General features: G+C 64.2%; 14 protein-coding genes. 6 read left to right on the plus strand and 8 right to left on the minus strand.

The window, feature by feature from the left end; translation table 11 throughout:
* Positions 1 to 10: 10 nt before the first annotated feature.
* A protein-coding gene (locus DAD186_RS00740) for an IS3 family transposase (protein WP_157457048.1) occupies positions 11 to 1,227 on the plus strand; the annotation gives its coding sequence in 2 pieces (ribosomal slippage) (positions 11 to 272 and positions 272 to 1,227; 1,218 coding nt in all).
* Positions 1,228 to 1,230: 3 nt separating this feature from the next.
* On the opposite strand, the gene DAD186_RS10765 is transcribed toward DAD186_RS00740, so the two are convergent.
* Positions 1,231 to 3,387: an HNH endonuclease gene (locus tag DAD186_RS10765; protein ID WP_065247092.1), complete on the minus strand. Its 2,157-nt coding sequence runs from the start codon at positions 3,385 to 3,387 to the stop codon at positions 1,231 to 1,233.
* A gap of 432 nt (positions 3,388 to 3,819) precedes the next feature.
* Here DAD186_RS10765 and DAD186_RS00750 point away from each other — a divergent pair, with 432 nt between their 5' ends.
* The 4 genes from DAD186_RS00750 to DAD186_RS00765 all read left to right on the plus strand — a co-directional run bounded on the left by DAD186_RS00750 (position 3,820) and on the right by DAD186_RS00765 (position 7,271).
* Entirely contained in the window at positions 3,820 to 4,104 is a 285-nt protein-coding gene (locus DAD186_RS00750) for a GNAT family N-acetyltransferase (RefSeq protein ID WP_065247093.1), read from the plus strand.
* Between the two features lie 72 nt (positions 4,105 to 4,176).
* Positions 4,177 to 5,532 carry a replicative DNA helicase gene (gene dnaB / locus DAD186_RS00755; RefSeq protein WP_065247094.1) on the plus strand — a complete coding sequence of 452 codons (1,356 nt, stop codon included), beginning with the start codon at positions 4,177 to 4,179 and terminating at the stop codon, positions 5,530 to 5,532.
* 6 nt (positions 5,533 to 5,538) lie between these two features.
* The gene (locus DAD186_RS10770) at positions 5,539 to 6,132 is read left to right on the plus strand and encodes a hypothetical protein (protein WP_157457054.1); all 594 of its coding nucleotides are present in this window, start codon (positions 5,539 to 5,541) and stop codon (positions 6,130 to 6,132) included.
* Positions 6,129 to 7,271: a protein kinase domain-containing protein gene (locus DAD186_RS00765; RefSeq protein ID WP_065247096.1), complete on the plus strand. Its 1,143-nt coding sequence runs from the start codon at positions 6,129 to 6,131 to the stop codon at positions 7,269 to 7,271. The genes DAD186_RS10770 and DAD186_RS00765 overlap by 4 nt, the downstream gene beginning before the upstream one ends.
* Positions 7,272 to 7,283: 12 nt before the next feature.
* On the opposite strand, the gene DAD186_RS00770 is transcribed toward DAD186_RS00765, so the two are convergent.
* The 7 genes from DAD186_RS00770 to upp all read right to left on the minus strand — a co-directional run bounded on the left by DAD186_RS00770 (position 7,284) and on the right by upp (position 17,410).
* A complete protein-coding gene (locus tag DAD186_RS00770) occupies positions 7,284 to 8,114 on the minus strand; it encodes a spermidine synthase (protein WP_065247097.1) in 831 nt (276 codons plus the stop codon).
* 5 nt (positions 8,115 to 8,119) lie between these two features.
* Entirely contained in the window at positions 8,120 to 9,751 is a 1,632-nt protein-coding gene (locus DAD186_RS00775) for a serine hydrolase domain-containing protein (protein ID WP_065247098.1), read from the minus strand.
* Positions 9,720 to 10,487, minus strand: coding sequence for an SWIM zinc finger family protein (locus tag DAD186_RS00780; protein WP_065247099.1), 768 nt, complete (start codon positions 10,485 to 10,487; stop codon positions 9,720 to 9,722). Before DAD186_RS00780 ends, DAD186_RS00775 begins: the two co-directional genes overlap by 32 nt.
* Positions 10,484 to 13,693: a DEAD/DEAH box helicase gene (locus DAD186_RS00785; RefSeq protein WP_082991007.1), complete on the minus strand. Its 3,210-nt coding sequence runs from the start codon at positions 13,691 to 13,693 to the stop codon at positions 10,484 to 10,486. The genes DAD186_RS00780 and DAD186_RS00785 overlap by 4 nt, the downstream gene beginning before the upstream one ends.
* Positions 13,654 to 15,162, minus strand: coding sequence for a MinD/ParA family ATP-binding protein (locus tag DAD186_RS00790; protein ID WP_065247100.1), 1,509 nt, complete (start codon positions 15,160 to 15,162; stop codon positions 13,654 to 13,656). The genes DAD186_RS00785 and DAD186_RS00790 overlap by 40 nt, the downstream gene beginning before the upstream one ends.
* Positions 15,163 to 15,596: 434 nt before the next feature.
* Positions 15,597 to 16,319, minus strand: a complete 723-nt coding sequence (locus DAD186_RS00795) for a winged helix-turn-helix domain-containing protein (protein WP_236886263.1) — start codon at positions 16,317 to 16,319, stop codon at positions 15,597 to 15,599.
* A gap of 452 nt (positions 16,320 to 16,771) precedes the next feature.
* On the minus strand, positions 16,772 to 17,410 hold the full coding sequence (gene upp / locus DAD186_RS00800; RefSeq protein WP_065247102.1) for a uracil phosphoribosyltransferase: 639 nt from the start codon (positions 17,408 to 17,410) through the stop codon (positions 16,772 to 16,774).
* Positions 17,411 to 17,480: 70 nt separating this feature from the next.
* Here upp and DAD186_RS00805 point away from each other — a divergent pair, with 70 nt between their 5' ends.
* Positions 17,481 to 17,978, plus strand: coding sequence for a nucleoside deaminase (locus DAD186_RS00805; RefSeq protein WP_065247103.1), 498 nt, complete (start codon positions 17,481 to 17,483; stop codon positions 17,976 to 17,978).
* Positions 17,979 to 18,041 lie beyond the last annotated feature (63 nt).

An 18,041-nucleotide genomic window follows, 5' to 3' on the forward strand; every position in this document is an offset into this window, starting at 1 on the left:
GTAGGAGAGGATGTTCATTGTGAGTCAACAGCGCAAGAAGTACACGCCGGAGTATCGGCGTGAAGCCGCGAACCTGGTAATAGAGTCGCGGCGTCCGATTGCTCATGTGGCTAAGAAGATTGGTGTGTCCGCCGGGCTTTTAGGCCGGTGGGTCAAACTCGAGCGTGAGCGCCGAGGAGCATCAGATGGGATGAGCGAGGCTGATCTTCGTGCTGAGAATGCTCGTCTTCGTCGGGAGCTGGCTGAAGCCAAGATGGATAACGAGTTTTTGTCAAAAGCGACAGCCTTCTTCGCTGCGAAGCAACGCGAGCAGAAAAGTTCGAATTGATGCAGCAGGAGAAGGCGAACTACAGCATCAAGCGCATGGCACGGCTTTTAAAAGTGTCTCGGTCTGGATACTACAAATGGGCCCATACGCAGCAGAAGCGACTATCGGGCGAAGATGATCGTGCAGCATTTTACGATGATGTTGACCGCAAGATTCACCGGATTTGGAAAGACTCCGATGAGGTTTATGGTGCGCCGCGGATCACCGCAGAACTTGCCGAGCGCTACCACATTGCGCTTAACCGTAAGACTGTGGCTAAACGGATGTGCATGATGGGGATTGAGGGGATTTCACCGCGGGCCTTTGTCCCGGTGACAACGATTCAAGCTAAGCGTAAGTCCACGCTTCCTGACCTGGTCAAGCGCATGTTTGATACTGGTGAGCTCAACCGGGTGTGGATGTCAGATATTACCTACTTGCGCACCGGTGAAGGCTGGTTGTACTTGTGCGCGGTCCGCGATGGCCATTCCCGCCGGGTGCTGGGCTGGGCTATGGATAGCGTTCAAGATACTTCCCTGGTCGAGCGAGCCCTGCGGATGGCGCACACGTTGCGTGGTGACGTTCCTGATGGGCTGGTGTTTCACGCTGACCGCGGAGCTCAATTCACTAGCGAGCAGCTCTGGGAGGTTTGCCGCAGCCTGAGCATTGCTCAGTCCGTGGGGCGTACTGGTGTGTGCTTCGATAACGCGATGGCTGAGTCGTTCTGGTCGACGCTTAAAACCGAGTTCTACGACCGTAAGCGCTGGACGACCCGTGATGCTGCACGCAAGGCCGTTGCCTACTGGATTGAAGTCGTCTACAACCGTCGACGCCGACATTCCGCACTCGGTATGGTCAGCCCCGTCGACTTTGAGAACCAAATTGGTCTAATCACTAGCAGAAAAGGAATAGCTGCCTAACCACTAGGTAGCTCCACTACGTGTCCACGATTTGCGGGTAACCCCAATGGTGCTTGTGCTTGCGGTGGTTTCTGTGTTGGCGAGTGTGACGGTGAGGGCTTCTTTTGCGAGGTTGCAGCGAGCGCAGAGGCCTTGGGCGTTGGTGAGTGTGGTGGGTCCTCCTTGGGCGTGGCGTTGGATGTGGTCGATGTGGGTGATGGGGGCGTCGCAGTAGGGGCCGCGGCAGGTGCGGTCTCTGAGGCGAACGAGTTCGGCGAGGGCTTTGGGGAAGAGTCTGGAGCGGGAGTCCATGGCGAGGATTTCACCGGTGGTGGCGCTCGTGAAGATCCTTTTGTATTTGACGAGGACGTCGTTGTCGAGCAGTTCGTTCAGGTAGTCGAATCCGGCTTTCGCGGTGATGGGGCCGGCGTCGGGGATGTAGGCGGTTGAGGTATCGGGGTTGACGGGCACGAGTAGCCCGATTTCGAACCTGCGGGCGCGCTCTGATCCCCGAACCTGCAAGGTGGTGGTCTCGGGTTCGGTTGGGGTGGTTTCGGTTTCTCTGTGTGTTTCTGTTGGTGGTGTTTGTGGTGGGGGTGGAGTGTCTGGTAGCGGGTCTGTTTGCCTGGCGTTGCTGGTGTTGTGGGTGAGGTTCCCGTTGTTGGTGTGGGGGTGGGGTAGTGGTGTCCAGGGGTCGAGGGTGATGCCTGGGGCGGTGCTGGGTGGTGCGAGCTGTGTGGTGGGGTGGTTGGGGCGTGTGTTGAGGAGGGTCTCGACGAGGATGTCGATAGCGAGGTTGTTTTTCGTGTGCGCGGGTTTTTGGTAGTGGCCTCGCCATGCCCCACCACGTGGCTCTACGGTCACGTCGTGTGTTCCGTCTTTGGTTTCTAAAATTTTGAGGTGGAGATTTTCCCGTTCAAGCATGGTTTTGAATTCGTGTGCTTTCTTGCGGGAAGCGTCGCCTGTTTTTTCCTGTTCGAAATGGTCAAGCGATCTGGGATGAGTGGCCTGATTGAGGAAGGCTCCTGGTGTGCGGTTGAAAGCGTTGAAGCTTTCGGGGGTGTGTGGGGTGTTTGTGAGGTGGTGGAGGGTGAAGTCGCCGTTTTCGAGGAGCGAGTGGAGTTTGGTGGTGGTGTGTTGGGCGTGGTTGTGGACTTTGCGTTTGGCGGTGGTGATTTCGTGTTGGTTGAGGGTGTTGTAGGCGCGGGCGGCGTGGTGGGTGAGCAGGTCGTGGATGCGTGTGGCGTCGAGGGTGCGCAGGGTGAGGGTGAGGCTGCTCATGCCGTTGCGTAAGGTTCTCAACGTGAGGCGGCGTGTGGTGAACGCTTTCTTTTCCCGCTCCAGCGCGGTTTGAGGATCAAGAGACAGGAGGGCGGTACTGGTGTAGTTGCGCCAGTGGGATTTTCCGGCGTGTGGGGAGCGTTCCAACTCCCGTGCAATCGGCGCATCCAACATCTGTGCGTGGGTGCTTGTGGCATCGCGCAGGCTGTTCGTGATCGCGTGGGTTTCGTTGATGGAGATGCGGCCTTGTTCAAGGTTCGAAAGGAGCGTCGGCAGATTCTTCGTGAGCATTCGTGCGCGGGCAATCTCGACGCTCGTCGCGTAAGGGGATTGTTTGAGGATCAACGACACCTCATGCGCGAGAGCCCGCCGCACAGCGAACACTCGTGCCCGATCCTTGTCACTGAGGGAATCTAGGCCCGCAGACGGATCAACCCCGGCAGCATCCTCGCTCGTGCTCTGGGCAGCGGCAGCGGCGGCAGAACGCTCGCAAGGCTCCGTGCGGGAGGGGGCACTGGTGGTGTTGGTAGCGATCTCTTTGCTGGAGAGGTGGCCGATCCCGTCGGTCTCGTCGAGCTCGGTGAGAATGTGCGCTTTGACTGCTTCGGTTAGTTCGGCGATCCGAGTCAACGACTCCAGCACGTCCAGGCGGATAAGGAGATCCGGACCGTCAAGGACACGCGCGGGCGTCGTTGCCGGGTGAGCCGGAGCGGCGGCATGGGAATTATTGGATGTGAGTGCCGTGGGGAAGGCTTCGAGCATGCCCGTCAGCGAGGCCTGCCAACCCTCGGAGCGGGCAAGGAGAAGGTTCAGCACGTCCGTGCGGGTCGGGGCATCCAAGCTCGCGACAATTGAAGCGCGTGAAGTGGTGGCGTTGTGCTCGGTGACTGTCGCGGTCATGATTTTGTTTCCTCCTTCCCCAATGAGGGCCCTCAATCTTGAGAGCTTTGTGTTCGATATTGATACCTCGAGCCTATAAAGGGGGTGAGACATTTAAACTCGACCAATCCCGAAAAAGAACCCTCGAATAGGCAGGGGATGTGGATAACTGAAAACCGCGAAACCGTAGCGTGTGAAAAACCTGAAATATTTGTGGATAAAAGCAGATTGTGGAGCACGAGCCACCGCATAAAACACCGCGACAACAAAACTCCGTCAACAGCGGACGGATTGGCGAATGTGGACAACCTCTCCAGAACTGAGAGTCCGACGGTTGCCCGGCAAGCGTCGGAACCGGACGGGCCAAGCGAGCAAGGCCCATCCCTCGAGATGCCCCGACCTGATGACCCAAAAAAACTTTCGCAACCCTCACGTTCCTGCGACACTTGAGGCATGGCTACCGTGACTCATTTTTCTGACCAACAGCGCTTCAGCGCCACGGAAGGTGGCGTGGAGGCTGGTTACCTCGAATACGACCGCGAGAGCGATGGCGCCGTGTTCGTCGCCACGCATGTCGTGACGGATCCGGAGTTTCGCGGGCGAGGCATCGCGGGCGAGGTGACCGCCGCGGCGTTCGAACATGCGCGCCGTCACGGCGTGAAGGTTCGTCCCGTGTGCCCCTACGTGCAGGGATGGCTTGAGAAGAACCCGGAAGCGCGCGACCTCGTTGCCGAGTAGCGCTTCGCGGTAGGATTCTGGGGCATTCATGCCCTGCCTCGGGGCAGCCACACCGAGACTTGAGGAGGTCGTATGTCGAGCGCCCTTTTGGAGCCGGGTCCCGATCAGGGGATGGACCGCCTCCCGCCGCAGGATCTAGGTGCTGAGCAGGGCGTTCTTGGCGGCATGATGCTGTCGAAGGATGCGATCGCCGACGTCGTCGAGAAGCTCCGCAGCAACGACTTTTACCGCCCCGCGCACGAACTCATTTACGAGGCGATCATCGACCTTTACGGTCGCGGGGAGCCGGCCGACTTCGTGACGGTCGCCGATGCGCTGCGTGAGAAGGGCAACCTCGAGAAGGTTGGCGGAGCCCCGTACCTCGCCGATTTGATCGATGCGGTTCCGACGGCCGCCAACGCGGGGTTCTATGCCGAGATCGTCGCGGAGCGGGCCACGCTCCGTAGGCTCGTCGAGGCTGGCACGCGCATCGTGCAGCTTGGTTTCGCCGCGGATGGCGGCGAGGTTGATGCCGCCGTCAACGAAGCGCAGGCGCAGGTGTACTCGGTCACGGACCGCACGAAGTCCGAGGACTACGTGAAGCTTTCCGAAGTGATTGAGCCGACGATGGACTTCATCGAGATGCTCCAGTCCAGAGGCGGGCAGGTCAACGGCGTGCCCACGGGATTCGCGGAGTTCGATGAGCTGACCCAGGGCCTGCATTCCGGGCAGATGATCATCTTCGCGGGGCGCCCTGCGATGGGTAAGACGACTCTCGGCATGGACGTGATGAGGAGCGCCGCGATCCACAACGGGATGGCGTCGGCCATTTTCTCCCTGGAAATGGACCGCCAAGAGATCATGATGCGCATCATGGCTGCCGAAGCGCAGGTGCCGATGAGCCGCCTTCGCGACGGCACGGTGGATGATCAGGACTGGGAGCGCCTTGCGCGCGCCACGACTCGCTTCATGGATGCGCCGCTGTATATCGACGATTCGGCGAACATGACCCTCATGGAGATTCGCGCGAAGTGCCGTCGCCTCAAGCAGAAGGCGGATCTCAAACTGGTCGTGATCGACTACCTGCAGCTCATGAGCTCCGGTAAGCGCGTCGAATCGCGCCAGCAGGAGGTTTCGGAATTCTCGCGTGCGCTCAAGCTCCTCGCGAAGGAGATCGAGGTGCCCGTGATCGCGATTTCGCAGCTCAACCGCGGGAACGAACAGCGCACCGATAAAAAGCCCATGATGAGTGACCTTCGCGAATCCGGCTCGATTGAGCAGGATGCGGACCTCATCGTTCTCATCCACCGCGAGGACTACTACGAGAAGGAATCGGCCCGCGCGGGCGAGGCGGACCTCATCGTCGCGAAGCACCGCAACGGCGCAACGAAGACCATTCCCGTGGCGTTCGAGGGGCATTACTCGCGTTTCAAGGACATGGCGCAGTAGCGAACCATGTCGACACTGATGGACGAACTCGGAGGTGAGGACGTGTCGCTGAGCGGGAATGAGCTGGCGGGCGCTGAGCCTGCACCGCTTCGCCGATCTTTGCCTGCGACAATCGCGGAACCGCTCGCCCGATTCGTGTCCCCCCTGACGCCCGCGGATGCACTGCGCAACCTCGTGTACGTGAGCGCGGCCGGGGCCGACGGTGAGCAGCTGTGCCGCGTGGATGCGGTGCTTGACATTCGTGGCGTGTGGGTCGCCCATCGAGGCATACCCGCCCCACTCGCCTCGGTGCAGGGACTCGAGGAACACCTCGCACCCGCGTGGGAGTACGCGCTCGAAGCGGCTCGCGAGGCCCAATACCCGGCGGTCACGGGTGTCGAGTTTCAGCTCGATCGCACTGGCGAGGCTCTCGCGCGGATTTTCGCCAGCGCCGCGCGCCCACCCGCGGATTCGGGCGCGGATTTTCACGTGTGGCATCTCGCGCCCGAGCTCGATGAGCTGTGGGAGCGCGTGAAGCCCGAGTCGTGGTGGGAGCGCAGGCTCGAGGATCTCCAGACCCTGTTAGGACGCGTGCGAACGCGGGGACAGGGGGGACTGTGAGCGCGCGAAGCAAGCGTTTCATCCCGATCGATGTCATCGCCTACTCGGGCACGGGTGAGGTCTGGCGTGCATGGGATTGCGAGCGTGAGGATCAGTGCGCGCTCAAGATTCTGGGTGCCGGGCAGTTGGTCCCGGCGAGGCGGATACTCGAAGATTCCGACGGCGCCTTTGCCCACGAACACCTCCTTCGACCGTATGCGCTGAGCGAGCACGAGTCGCTCATCGCGATGCCTCTCGTCTCCGGCGGCTCACTCGCGGAGGTCGTAAGCCTTCGTGGCACACTCGGGGAATCAGCAGCTCTTGCAGTTCTCACGCAAATGCTCGAGGCTCTCGCCACGATGCATGAGGCAGGCTGGGTGCACCGCCGCGTGGGTGCCGACACGATCATGTTCCGCGAGGATCGCCCGCCCGTGTTTAGCGTTCTCGCAGGCATGAGCGCTGCGATCCCCGCCCACGAAGCCGCGGAGTTTCCCGTTCTCGACGCCGCGACCGTGGAGAACTTCCGCGCGCCCGAGGTTGTTTTGGGAAGCGTCGATACGGCCGCGAGTGATGTCTACGCCCTCGCCGCGTCGATCCTGTTCGCGCTCGTCGGTCCTTCCGCGCTCAACGACACCACGGTTCCTGCACATCTTTCCCCCGCGCTTGCGCGCACGCTTTCCGCGATGCTCGCCGAGAGCTCCGACGAGCGCCCGAGCGCGCGGGAGGCCCTCGCGCAGATCCCGAGCGTGGAGCCCGGTTCCTCGGCTCTTCTTTCCGACGGTTCCCCGCTAGAAATTGTGGACCTCATGCCGGATATTCCGGAGGATTTCGATCCGTACGAGGGGGAGCCGCCCACCGTTGAGCCGGTGCCGTCGCCCGTGCCGCAGCGGCCCCCAAGCGCCGCGATTATCGAAGAAGTGGATGACGTCGAGGCGCCGTTCGATCCGCCCGAACCACGGATGCCTCCCGCGGTTTCACTCGTGCCGTCGAGCCCGGATGAGCACGACGTCGATATTCGCACCGGAAAGCGCGGGCTGGGTGAGCGTGCGCGCAGCTATGACCGGATGACTCTCGTGGGGTGGGCCGCGATCATCGCGGGCATGACGATCGCGATCGGCGCTGGCGCCTTCGCCTCGCTCACGCTCATTGGCTTCCTGTAAAGCGCGGCGGAGCTAAGCGCCGAGGACGTCCCGCCACGGCTCCACGACAGCGGGATGGGGCCCTAAGGCTCGTACGCGCGAGGCAATCTGCACAAAATCCTCGCGAGCCGTGAGGGGGCCCGCCACGAGAATCGAGTTGCCCGTCGCACGGGAGTGCGCGACGTGAGTATCGGTGAGGATCCAGGGCTCGGGGTAGCCCCGCTCGGCGCACGCGGCGTGAAGCTCTCGCGCCTGCGCGTCGAGGAAGCGTTGGGGCTCGTCGTCGCCGATGTTGACGAGGAGCACTCCCGGATCTTCAGCTTCCGCGTCGAGCACGTCGAGTGCGGCGCCGTAAAAGTCAGCCGTTGCGAGGTGAGGCGCGGTCTCCTTCCCGCTGAACACATCGAGGACGGCGGCGTGGAACCGTCGGACCTCGCCGCTCGAGGCGGAGGCGGAGCCCGCGTGCTCTTGCGAGAGTGCACGCACCTGTGCGAGGGCATCGCCCACGCGGTGCTCGAGGCGCGTGCCCGCTGGAAGAGGCAGGTTCTCGAGCACGAACGTGACGAGGCGGGGTTCGATGTCGACCGCGAGCTGCATGCTTCCCGGGCGCGTGGCCTGCACGTACCGCGCGAGTGTGAGCGCGCCCGCGCCGAGGTGGAGAATGGTGATCGGCGCGCCCGCCTCGAATCCTTCGTCAAGAACGTTCGCGATGCGCCTCAAGTACTCGTAGCGGATCTCTCGCGGATCGGCGGGATTGACGTGAGACTGCTCGTGCCCGCCGATCGTGAGGATCGTGCCGCCCCAGTCGAGATCGTCGACCAGGGCGGCATCGAGGTCGCTCACCTCGAGGTGGATGTGCGGCATGAGGCTCAGATTCCGATGGGTGCGGCGCCCGAGGCCTCACCCTTGTCTTTCGATTCACCCTTGATGTTGAGCGCCTGGATCTGGGAGTTCTTGCGCGGATCCATAAGCAGGTCGATGAGGACCTTCCCGCTTTCGCCCTCGAACGTGCACACCGCTTGGAACGGTGAAAGCACCTTCAGGCTCGCAGCCTTCTCGAGCGTGAGGTCGGCGCGGTCGAGGCCGGCGATCCGCAGGGCCGCGTCACGCAGACGCACGCGTTCGGCGCGCGAGACGTCCTGATCCATGTTGGTCGCAAACAGCGCGAGAAGCGGGTCGCTTTCCTCGCTCACGCCCTGCTCGGCGCGGTTCGCGAGCACGGTGCGCGCCGAGCCGCTCGGCACGAGGGTCGTCGGCTGGCCCTCGAGCTCGACGTCGCGCAGCCACGCGAGAGCCCTCTCGAGGGCGTCGCGCGTGGTGGGCGCGAGTTCACGCTTTGGCGCTTCGACGAGCTCGGGCTGGTGGGTGCGGATCGCCTCGAGCGCGTCGAGCGAGCAGGGGATCGCGGGCGCGTACTTGGAGTTCGCGAGGGCGATCACGGTCAGGCCCGTGCCGCGCAGCCACACCATGTACGAGCCGTAGCCCGGATACCCACCGGAGTGGGAGATGACATCGCCGAGCTTCGGGAATTTCTCGACGACGAGGCCGTAGCCGTAGCCGCGAACGCGACCGAAACCGTTTCCATCCTCGAGAACCGGCCACTTTTGGATGCGGTGAATCTCCTGCATTTCGCGGCGCGAAGCCGGCGAGAGCATCGCGCGCGAGTCGTCGTTGATGCCGTCGGCGCCATGCACGCCCACTTCAGCGAGGAACGCCGTCCACTTTGCGACGTCGGCGACGGTCGAGAAGAGTCCCGCCATTGCGCCGAAGGCGCCCGGAGTGTCGAAATCGACCTCTTCAAAGCGCTTCGCGCCCTCCCCGTCGCCCACGCGGTGACCCGTGAGCACGCGCGAGCGCTGGTCATCGGTCATCTCGGCGAGCGAGAACACCGTGTCCTTCATCCCGAGAGGATCGATAAAACGACGGCGAATCTCGTCGCGGAAGCTCACGCCCGTGACCTCGTCGATCACGCGTCCAAGGAGAACGAAACCGGTATTCGAGTATTCGAATCCGCAGCCGGGTTCGGCGATGAGCGAGAGACCACCGGCGATGTATTCATCGAACTCGTCGGTGCTCATCGACTCCTGCCGGTCACCCCACGGGTTATCCGTCACGAAGCCAGCCGACATCGTGAGCGCGTGGCGAAGCGTGAGGGCGGGGGAATCCTCGCTCAACGATCCGATGTGCGCGGCGACAGGAACGTAGGTCGCGATCGGGTCATCGAGGCGCAGCTTCCCCTCGTCACGAAGAGCGAGGATCGTCGCGGCCGTGAACGACTTCGTCATCGACGCAATGCGCGAGATTGAATCGACGCGAGGCGTGAAGGCACCCTCGGCCCTTTCGCCGCCCACGAGCGCGCTCGAACCCGCACCACCCGAGGCGAGCACCTCGCCGCCCGACGCAATGCCCCACGCGACACCCGCCATGCGGTGCCCCGCGACAGCCTTGTCAAAAATCGCCGCGACGGCGTCAATCGTCTCCTGTGTCAGCTCGTGAGCCATCGCCCTGGCCCCGTCCTTTCGTCTCGATGTGCGGCACGTCGCCGCCTCTTTGTGCTTCAGCGTAGAACGCGGCCACGAGAGCCGCGGACTCTTCGCTCATTGCTCTCACCAGTATCTCGGACTCGAGCCGCGCGGGATCAAAACGGGTGCGGGTCTCCACGTGGGGATCTGGTCCGACGGTTGCCGGGGGAGCGTCGGACACTCCTTCCGTGAGGTGAAGCCTCTCCACGTCCAACCCCAGAAGCGCAAGGTAATCCGCCGGCGCCCGGTCGATGTGCTCGGTGAAGGCGACGGCGAGCGCCCACACGTGTTCGCACACGTCGGGCCAGCGCAGGCACGTGCAGCCGAAGGAGAGGGGAAGTTCGGCGCTCGGGAGGAGGGAGAGGCCTTCGCGGTCGAGGGCGCGTTCGTCGGCGTTGTCGTAGGTGCCCGCGAGCACGGCGAGGATCTCGTGTGGGTCGCGCGCGGCGCGCGCGACGAGGGCGTCGATGTCGTGAGGCAGGCGCGGCCCGAAGTCGAGTTGCGGATGGGTGAGCGTCCCGTCGATCGCGGCGGAGACCTCAGCCTTCACGTGCCCGAGCGTCACGTCGAGCCATTGGACGGCGCCCGCGCGCGCGAGGCGCTTACCGGCCGCGAGTCGCGTGCGGCCGAGCTGCACCTCGGCGCGGGCGAGAAACTCGGTCGCGAGGAAGCTTTCGCCGATCGCGCCGCGCTTCGAGGCCATCTCGATGCTCATGGGCGTCTGTCCTTCCGCGCGTCGCCGAGCGAGACGATCTCGGCGAGTTTCTCATTGCTGAGTTCCGTGAGCCAGCCTTCGCCGGAGCGGACGGTGTGTTCTGCGAGCTCGAGTTTTGAGCGCAGCACATCGTCGATCTTCTCCTCGATCGTTCCGATCGAGATGAGCTTGTGGACGGAAACGTCTCGGGTTTGGCCGATGCGGAAGGCGCGGTCGGTGGCCTGGTTTTCGACGGCGGGGTTCCACCAGCGATCGAGGTGGATCACGTGATTGGCGGCCGTGAGGGTGATGCCGGTGCCGCCTGCGCGGAGCGAAAGCAGCATCGCCCCGGGCATGCCGGGGGAGTTCTGGAACTCGCGCACCATCTCGTCGCGCTCGGCCTTCGAGATTCCGCCGTGGAGGAACGGCACGCGAATGCCGAATGTTTTTTCCCAGTGCTCGAGCATCGTGGGGGCAAACGCCGTGAACTGCGTGAAAATGAGGGCCTTCTCGCCGCTCGCGACGACAGAACCGAGGATCGTATCGAGCCGCTCAAGCTTTCCGCTTCTGTGCTCGCCAGTGGCATCCAGCAGGGGTGAGCCGTCGCCGAGGAAGTGCGCGGGATGCCCGAGGACCTGCTTCATTTTCATGATCGTGGTGCTCACGATCGTGCGGCGCCGGCGGTCGCGGGCGAGAGGGTCAGAAACTTTTGCGAGCTGCTCGAGCTCTTTCGTCATGTCCTCGACGAGCGCCTTGTACAGCCCGGCCTGCTCCTCGGTGATGTTGACGAGCTCGCGCTCCTCGCGCTTGTCGGGAAGATCCGAAATGATGCTGCGATCAGTCTTGACGCGCCGCAGGATGAAGGGGCGCGTCACCAGACTCAAGCGTTCCTGCACGGCCCGGTTGCCCTCGTTGATCGGCTTGACGAACCTCTCCCTAAACGCGGCCTCGCTCGGCAGCAGCCCCGGCGTTGTGATCGAGAGGATCGAGTGGAGATCCGTGAGGTCGTTCTCGACGGGCGTGCCCGTGAGAGCAAGCCGCCGCCCCTCGGGAAGGGCCTTGACGGCTTGCGTGACGCCGGTGTCGTGATTCTTGACGTGTTGCGCTTCGTCGAGGATTACGCGGTGGAACGTCGCGGAGGCGAGATCGTCGAAATCGCGTGCAACGAGTGCATAGGTCGTGAGGGTGAGGTGGGAAGCGCGAGCGCGCTCGCGGAACGCCTCGCCGTGGAGTCGATCGGGGCCGTGGTGGATGTGGACGTCGAGGCTGGGGAGCCAGCGCTCAGCCTCGCGCTGCCAGCTACCGAGGACCGACATGGGACACACGAGAAGCGTGGGGCCGATCTGGGGGAGCTTCTCGCGTTCGCGCGCGAGGAACGCGAGAACCTGCATCGTTTTGCCGAGGCCCATGTCGTCGGCGAGGATCCCGCCGAGGCCGCGCGAATCGAGGAACGTGAGCCAGTCGAGGCCGCGCTTTTGATAGGGGCGAAGCGTCGCCTTGAGCGTGCGGGGGGCGGGGAGCGCGGGAACGGAAACCTTATCGGTGCCAAACAGCAGCTCGTCGCCGTTGTTCGTCGCGGCCTCGACGCTCAGGTCGAGATCCTCGAGGCCACTCTCCGTGAGGAGGCCGCGAAACTGCACGTCGGTGAGCGCCTCACGTTCCCTCTCGCGAGGGTTTGCCGCCGCCACCCGGCGCGCGCCCTGGAGGAATGCCGTCGCGGCACGGAGCGTCGAGGAATCGAGGCGCACCCACTGCCCGCGAATGTTCACGAGCTCGCGCTGCTCCTCGAGGAGTTCCTCGAGTTCCTCGGGGCTCAGCATCGACTCGCCGACGGCGATGCCAAACTCGAACGACGCCATCGCACCCGAGAGTCCCACCGACTTTGTGGGGCGATTCTCGGGGTCCTCCTGCGGCGTTGCCACCGTCGCGACCACGCTCACGCGCTGCTTCGTCCACTCGCGCGGCAGCATGACCGCGATCCCTTCGGTCTCGAGCACGGCCGCGTCATCGGTGAGGAAGCGCGAAAGCTCCTTCGTGGAGAGGTTCCACGTGAGCCCGCCCGGCTCGGCGTGGATCGCCGCAAGCGTCGGAGAAAGGCGGCGCACGTGGGAGGCATGCTCGAGCGCACCTACGCTCGTCAGGTCGCCCGCGTTCACGAGTTCCCCGAGCAGGTGCACGCGGCCCGACGTTTCGGTGAGGCACACCTCGACCTGCCAGCGGGCGGCACTGGAGTACACACGGAGTCCGACGGTTGCCGAGCCGGCGTCGTACCCCTTCTGTTGCGCCTCGCGCACGCGCACCGTGAGGCGTGGCTGCCTCTCGCTCAAGAGAACTCCGGCGAGCGCCGAATCCACGAAGGAATCGAGGGTTTTACGCACGCGGCGGTCGCTGACGGTGTCGAGCGCGAGGAGCGTGTCGCTGGTGTCGAGGGCATCGAGGAGCGCCGCGCCCACGGGGTCGAGGGCCGCGAGTTCCTCGGCGCCCGGGAGCTTTCCCGCCCGTTCGCGTTCCTTGCGCAAGCGCGTGAAAGCGACGCGTGCGTGGGCATCGACGAGGTGTTCGAGCGCGGGATGAACGGGGGAAGTGCCCACCGCGAGACCCGGGGCGAGGCGCCAGCGCACGCGAGAAGTGTCGTGGGCGCTCTCGGGCCCGGGAACGACGTCACGTCGGTCGACAATTTCTCTCGCGTGTGAATCGAGATTGAGGACCGCGAGGGTTTCGGGCGCGAGGAGGATTCCCTCACCGAGGTCGAGTGGGCGACCGGCCGCGGCGAGCTCACCGATGAGGCGGGTGATGCCCTCCGTGCTCGTATCTCTCGGCGTTGCCGACGTGCGTGCGAGGTGAGCGATGCGTGCGCGCAGAGCCGTGGTGAGCTCAGCGAGGTGCGCGCTTTCAAGCGCGAGGGTGCGCACGCGGGTGCGGCGGCCAAGGAGCTCGACCTCGATCACGTGACGCATGGGCCGCGCGAGCCACGCCCCGATCGGGGCAAGTGGCGCGGGTCGACCGCTGTCGGGAGAAAGCGCCGTGAGTGCAGGTTCGAGAGCGTCGAGCGTATGCGCGCGGCGCTCGGAGTCGGTCACGTGGGCCCACAGGCTCACGCCGAGGGCGGTATCAGCGTGAAGGTGGAGCGTGCACGAACGATACGCGAGAGCGGGCCTCGGCTCCGCCTCGTGGGTGCCCGTGGTGCTCAGAGGCCGTCGGCGACCGTCGCGGTTGCGCTCATCCACGCCTCGCGCGTCTCCTTCGAGAGCTTGGCCCATTCGAGGCTTCCGCCATCCACGAAGTGCGGCTCGAACGGAACTTCGAGCACGGCGCGCGTGTGAGCGCCGAAGTGGTGAAGGAGACGCTTGCGCAGCACGCGGTCGATCTTGCCGCGCGAGGAGTGCGACAGGATCGTCACCGCGTTCTCGACCTGTTTCTTGTGGCCCGTCATGCGCAGTTCATCGATCATCCACGCCGCGGCGTTGAAGGTGTCCTCTCGAACCGTCGAGACGATCACGAGCTGATCGGCGCCTTCGACAGCGGCGAGCCAGTTCGAGGCGCGCACGTTATTGCCGGTGTCCACGACCTTGATGCGGTAGAAGCGCGAGAGCGTGTCGTTGAGGCGATTGAAAGCATCGCCATCGATCGACGCGGCCGAGCCCGGATCCTCATCGGAAGCAAGAATGTCGAAGTTCATGTCGCCTTGCGGGCGCACGTATTTATCGAGGTCAGCCACGCGCGCATCCGTGCCCGCGAAGTGATCGAGGTTGTGGAGAAGATCGAGGGCCGTGAGGTGGTGCTCGCTCGGGATGCCGCGCCAGCCGAGGGTGCCTCGCGTTTCGTTGTTGTCCCACGCGAGCACGCTTCCCCCGCGGAACATGCCGAGGGTCGCGGCGAGCATGAGCACGCTCGTGGTTTTGTGGGCGCCGCCCTTGAGGTTCACGACCGCGATGTTCTTCGGTGCGTCAAGCCGCTTACGGATCCGCTCAATCTGATCGAGTTCGAGGCGCTCGGCGCGGCCGGGCCCGGGCTTAATGAGACCGAAGGTGGCCTGGCGGATGAACTTGTTGAAGCCTCGCGTGGCGACCGGCTTGCGGTGGGCGTCGTTGCCCGCGCGTAGGTCATCGAGCGTCGGCAGGTCGTCCTTGGGAAGCTCGCGCTTCGGTGCCACAACGGGCTCGTGCGGCTGTGCCGTCGAGGAGGGGGTGAGCTCGTCGCCACCTGCGCGACGCGTGCCATCGAGGGCCTCGGGAGAGGACGTGGAATCAGCAGCGGGGCGTTCCTCCGCAGCGGCAAGGCGCTTCTGGAGATCGGCGAGAGCGGCGGCGGAGGCCGCGCTCGCGGAGCCAGGGGAGGAGGCGCTTGCGGGTCGCGGGGTGTTCCCGGAAGCCGGGCTCGTGGCACTCAGCGCCGAATGACGCCCTCGCTTTTGACCTGCGGCGGCAGGCATCGCGGCATTCGAGGCATACAGCGGGCGTGAGTCCGCCTCACGCGGCTGGATCCGGCCGTTGGGTTCCACGCGAAGATTGTGGGTTGCCGGGCCATCAAAAATGACGACATCGATCGGGCCGTCCTGCTTACGAGCTTCTGCGACGAAGGCGTGCTTGATGGCGGTGCGCACCTCGTTCCTGCTCTCGCCTTCGATGCGTTCGGCGCGGTCGGCGAACTGAATCGTGGCGTCCTTCGCCGAAACGATGCGTGCGTGAGCAATCATGAAGGTCCTCGCTGCGAATGTGCGGATGCTGGTTAAAGGCGCCTGCGCGCCCTGACCCCCCATCGTAACGGCCCCACCTTAAACGAGGGGAGGCGAGGTGAATCACTCGTGGAGAACCCGCCGCCGTGAGGCGTCGATCTGAGTTCACTTTTACCCCAATGTGTTTTAGAATTGGAGTACCGGCGTTGCCCGCTCCGCGGCATTCCGGCGTCGCATGAGCGGCACAAGCACGGCACATGTGCCGGAACATAGCCGCCGCACAGCGCTCACCCCCTTGCGCGTGCGGCCCGGCGATCGGCAGTTCCCCCGAACCCGATCGCCGCTCCGCAGGGACCTCCCCCCTTCGTCCCGCGGAGCCAGCGAACGGACCGTGAGCCCCATCTGTGCGCGCTCCGGTCCGTTCGTCTGTTAATCCCGGTGCTTGCGCAGGCTCTCTACTTCGTTCCCAAAAGCGCGACATCGCTCCCAAGCTCGAGCCGGTAACCCGAACCTCGCACGGTCGAAATGAGCTTCCGGTAGCGCCCCAGCTTGTTGCGCACACGGCGAATATGCACGTCAACGGTGCGCTCGCCCGCCTCGCTGCCCGCCGAGTTCCACACCTCGCTCATGAGTTCTTCGCGCGAAACGATGCAGCGCGCCTTGCGGGCAAGATACGCCAATAGCTCGAATTCGCGATGCGTGAGGTCCACGTCCTCACCGTCGATCCGTACGCGGCGCCCAAAGAGGTCGATCACGAGTGAGGGCTGTGCGAGGCGGGCACCCCGGCGCCCGGGAAGTGATGGGCTCGCGGGGCTGAGCGCGCTCGCAGCCCCCGGAGCACTTACCGGACTCACCGAGCGTGACTGAAGCAGACGCAAACGCGCAGCTTCGGCATCGCGCCTCGCGGGAGCGTTCGGTGACACGACTCCGGCTTTGCGCGGGCGCAGCGCTTGCGGTTTGCCTGCGGGGCGCGGCGGGATCGAAGCGGTCGCGCTCTGGCCGGGCACGGCGGTAAAACGGGCGGGGCGGGGTCCGGGTTCCGACGCCACCTGCACGTGCGCGGTTCCACCTTTGGCGGTGGCGAGCGAGTGGGCGTGGGCACGCAGCGAATCCGCGAGAAGCGTGACCTCACGCGGATGGCTCGTAGCGGGAAGCTCAACGGTGAGCGTCACGCTCACCGTCCGGGTCGAAGTGGAAGCGAGGGGGCGATCAAAAGCAACGGTGATGGCGATTCTCCAGGATGCGGCGCCGCGTGGCGCAAAAAGATGAGGAATCCGAGATCTCGCGGGGGAGTGAAGTGAACTCGCGTGCGAGGCGTGCTCCCGGTGGGCACCTGGAGCCCACGCCCAGTGGCCGGCTCCTGTCAGCCGGCTCTTTGCAGTGCGCTTAGAGGCGCGGCTGACCCTGCATCATGGACATCGCCATGTCCATCATCATGCCGCGCATCATGAAACGGGAGACCGAACGGGTCCCCTCGTTGATGGTCGATGCGGCATGGAATGTCATGCCACAAGTGTGAAACATGAATGACGCCGGCGCAAGTGGGCGTTCACATACTGAAACACTCGGGGGATTCAGCCCGTGGGGAACGCGCGCCGCGCCGGCGCCGTGCACAAGAGAAGAGTGGTGCTTAGTCGACGACTCCGAAGAGGCGATCGCCCGCATCACCGAGGCCCGGAACGATGTAGTTCTTTTCGTTGAGTTTCTCGTCGATCGCCGCGGTCACCACCGTAATGTTGGCGTTCTTATCGAGCTTCTGCTCCATCGTGGCGATGCCCTCGGGGGCCGAGAGGAGAGTGACGCACGTGATGTCGCGAGCGCCCTTTTCGAGCAAGTAGTTCACGGAGGCGATGAGGGTGTGGCCCGTGGCGAGCATCGGATCCACCACGAAGCACTGGCGGCCCGTGAGGTCATCGGGGAGGCGGTTTGCGTAGGTCGTGACCTCGAGGGTTTCGTCATTGCGCACCATGCCGAGGAAGCCCACCTCGGCCGTGGGAAGCAAGCGAGTGATGCCATCGAGCATGCCGAGGCCCGCGCGGAGAATCGGCACAACCATGGGCTTTGGATCCGTGAGCTTACGGCCAACCGTCGTCGCGACAGGGGTCTCGACCTCCGCGGGAGCAACGGCGACATTGCGAGTCGCCTCGTACGCGAGGAGGGTGACGAGCTCATCGGCGAGCTGGCGGAAAACGGAACTCGGAGTGTTCTTATCGCGAAGGACGGTGAGCTTATGGGCAACGAGCGGGTGGTCAATGTTCAATACGCGCATGAGGCCAGCCTATTACGATGAAAGCCGATCCGGCGCGGCCACAGGGCCCAAACATGAAAGCGAGGCGCGCATGACACACGCGGTTCTCGAATTGGACCAGCTCATGCAGCCCGCGATCAACGAAGCGCGCACCGCCTCGACGCCACCGCGCCGCGACATTCCCATCGGTGCCGCCGTGTACGACGAAGAGGGAAGGCTACTCGCGAGCGCCGGCAACCGTCGGGAAGCGGATGAAGACCCCACCGCCCACGCCGAAATCCTTGCCCTTCGCGAAGCGGCCCGCGTGCGCGGGCGCTGGAACCTGAGCGGCTGTACCCTCGCCGTGACCCTCGAGCCCTGCACGATGTGCGCGGGTGCGATTGTGCTTGCTCGCATCAAACACCTTGTCGTGGGCGCGATGGATCCCAAAGCGGGAGCGGCCGGGTCGCTCTACGACCTCGTTCGTGAAGAGAGGCTCAATCACCGAGTGGAACTCACCACGGGCGTGAGAGCCGAAGAATGCGGCGATATGCTCCGCGATTTTTTTCGCGCCTTGCGTGAACGACGCAAGGGGCTACGCGAAGGGTAAAAAGTCCCGTACGATGATGCCCGTGACACACGCGTAAAAAGAGGACGAGCGCGTGCGCCGACG

Origin of the sequence: Dermabacter vaginalis (assembly GCF_001678905.1) — a bacterium.
GTDB classification, from domain to species: domain Bacteria; phylum Actinomycetota; class Actinomycetes; order Actinomycetales; family Dermabacteraceae; genus Dermabacter; species Dermabacter vaginalis.

Bases quoted from the DNA above. Each gene is read 5' to 3' on its own strand.
- DAD186_RS10765 (WP_065247092.1), bottom strand. From the start codon at position 3,387: ATGACCGCGACAGTCACCGAGCACAACGCCACCACTTCACGCGCTTCA.
- upp (WP_065247102.1), bottom strand. From the start codon at position 17,410: ATGCGCGTATTGAACATTGACCACCCGCTCGTTGCCCATAAGCTCACC.
- DAD186_RS10770 (WP_157457054.1), top strand. From the start codon at position 5,539: ATGTCGACACTGATGGACGAACTCGGAGGTGAGGACGTGTCGCTGAGC.
- DAD186_RS00780 (WP_065247099.1), bottom strand. From the start codon at position 10,487: ATGAGCATCGAGATGGCCTCGAAGCGCGGCGCGATCGGCGAAAGCTTC.
- dnaB (WP_065247094.1), top strand. From the start codon at position 4,177: ATGTCGAGCGCCCTTTTGGAGCCGGGTCCCGATCAGGGGATGGACCGC.
- DAD186_RS00775 (WP_065247098.1), bottom strand. From the start codon at position 9,751: ATGGCTCACGAGCTGACACAGGAGACGATTGACGCCGTCGCGGCGATT.
- DAD186_RS00770 (WP_065247097.1), bottom strand. From the start codon at position 8,114: ATGCCGCACATCCACCTCGAGGTGAGCGACCTCGATGCCGCCCTGGTC.
- DAD186_RS00790 (WP_065247100.1), bottom strand. From the start codon at position 15,162: ATGATTGCTCACGCACGCATCGTTTCGGCGAAGGACGCCACGATTCAG.
- DAD186_RS00750 (WP_065247093.1), top strand. From the start codon at position 3,820: ATGGCTACCGTGACTCATTTTTCTGACCAACAGCGCTTCAGCGCCACG.
- DAD186_RS00805 (WP_065247103.1), top strand. From the start codon at position 17,481: ATGACACACGCGGTTCTCGAATTGGACCAGCTCATGCAGCCCGCGATC.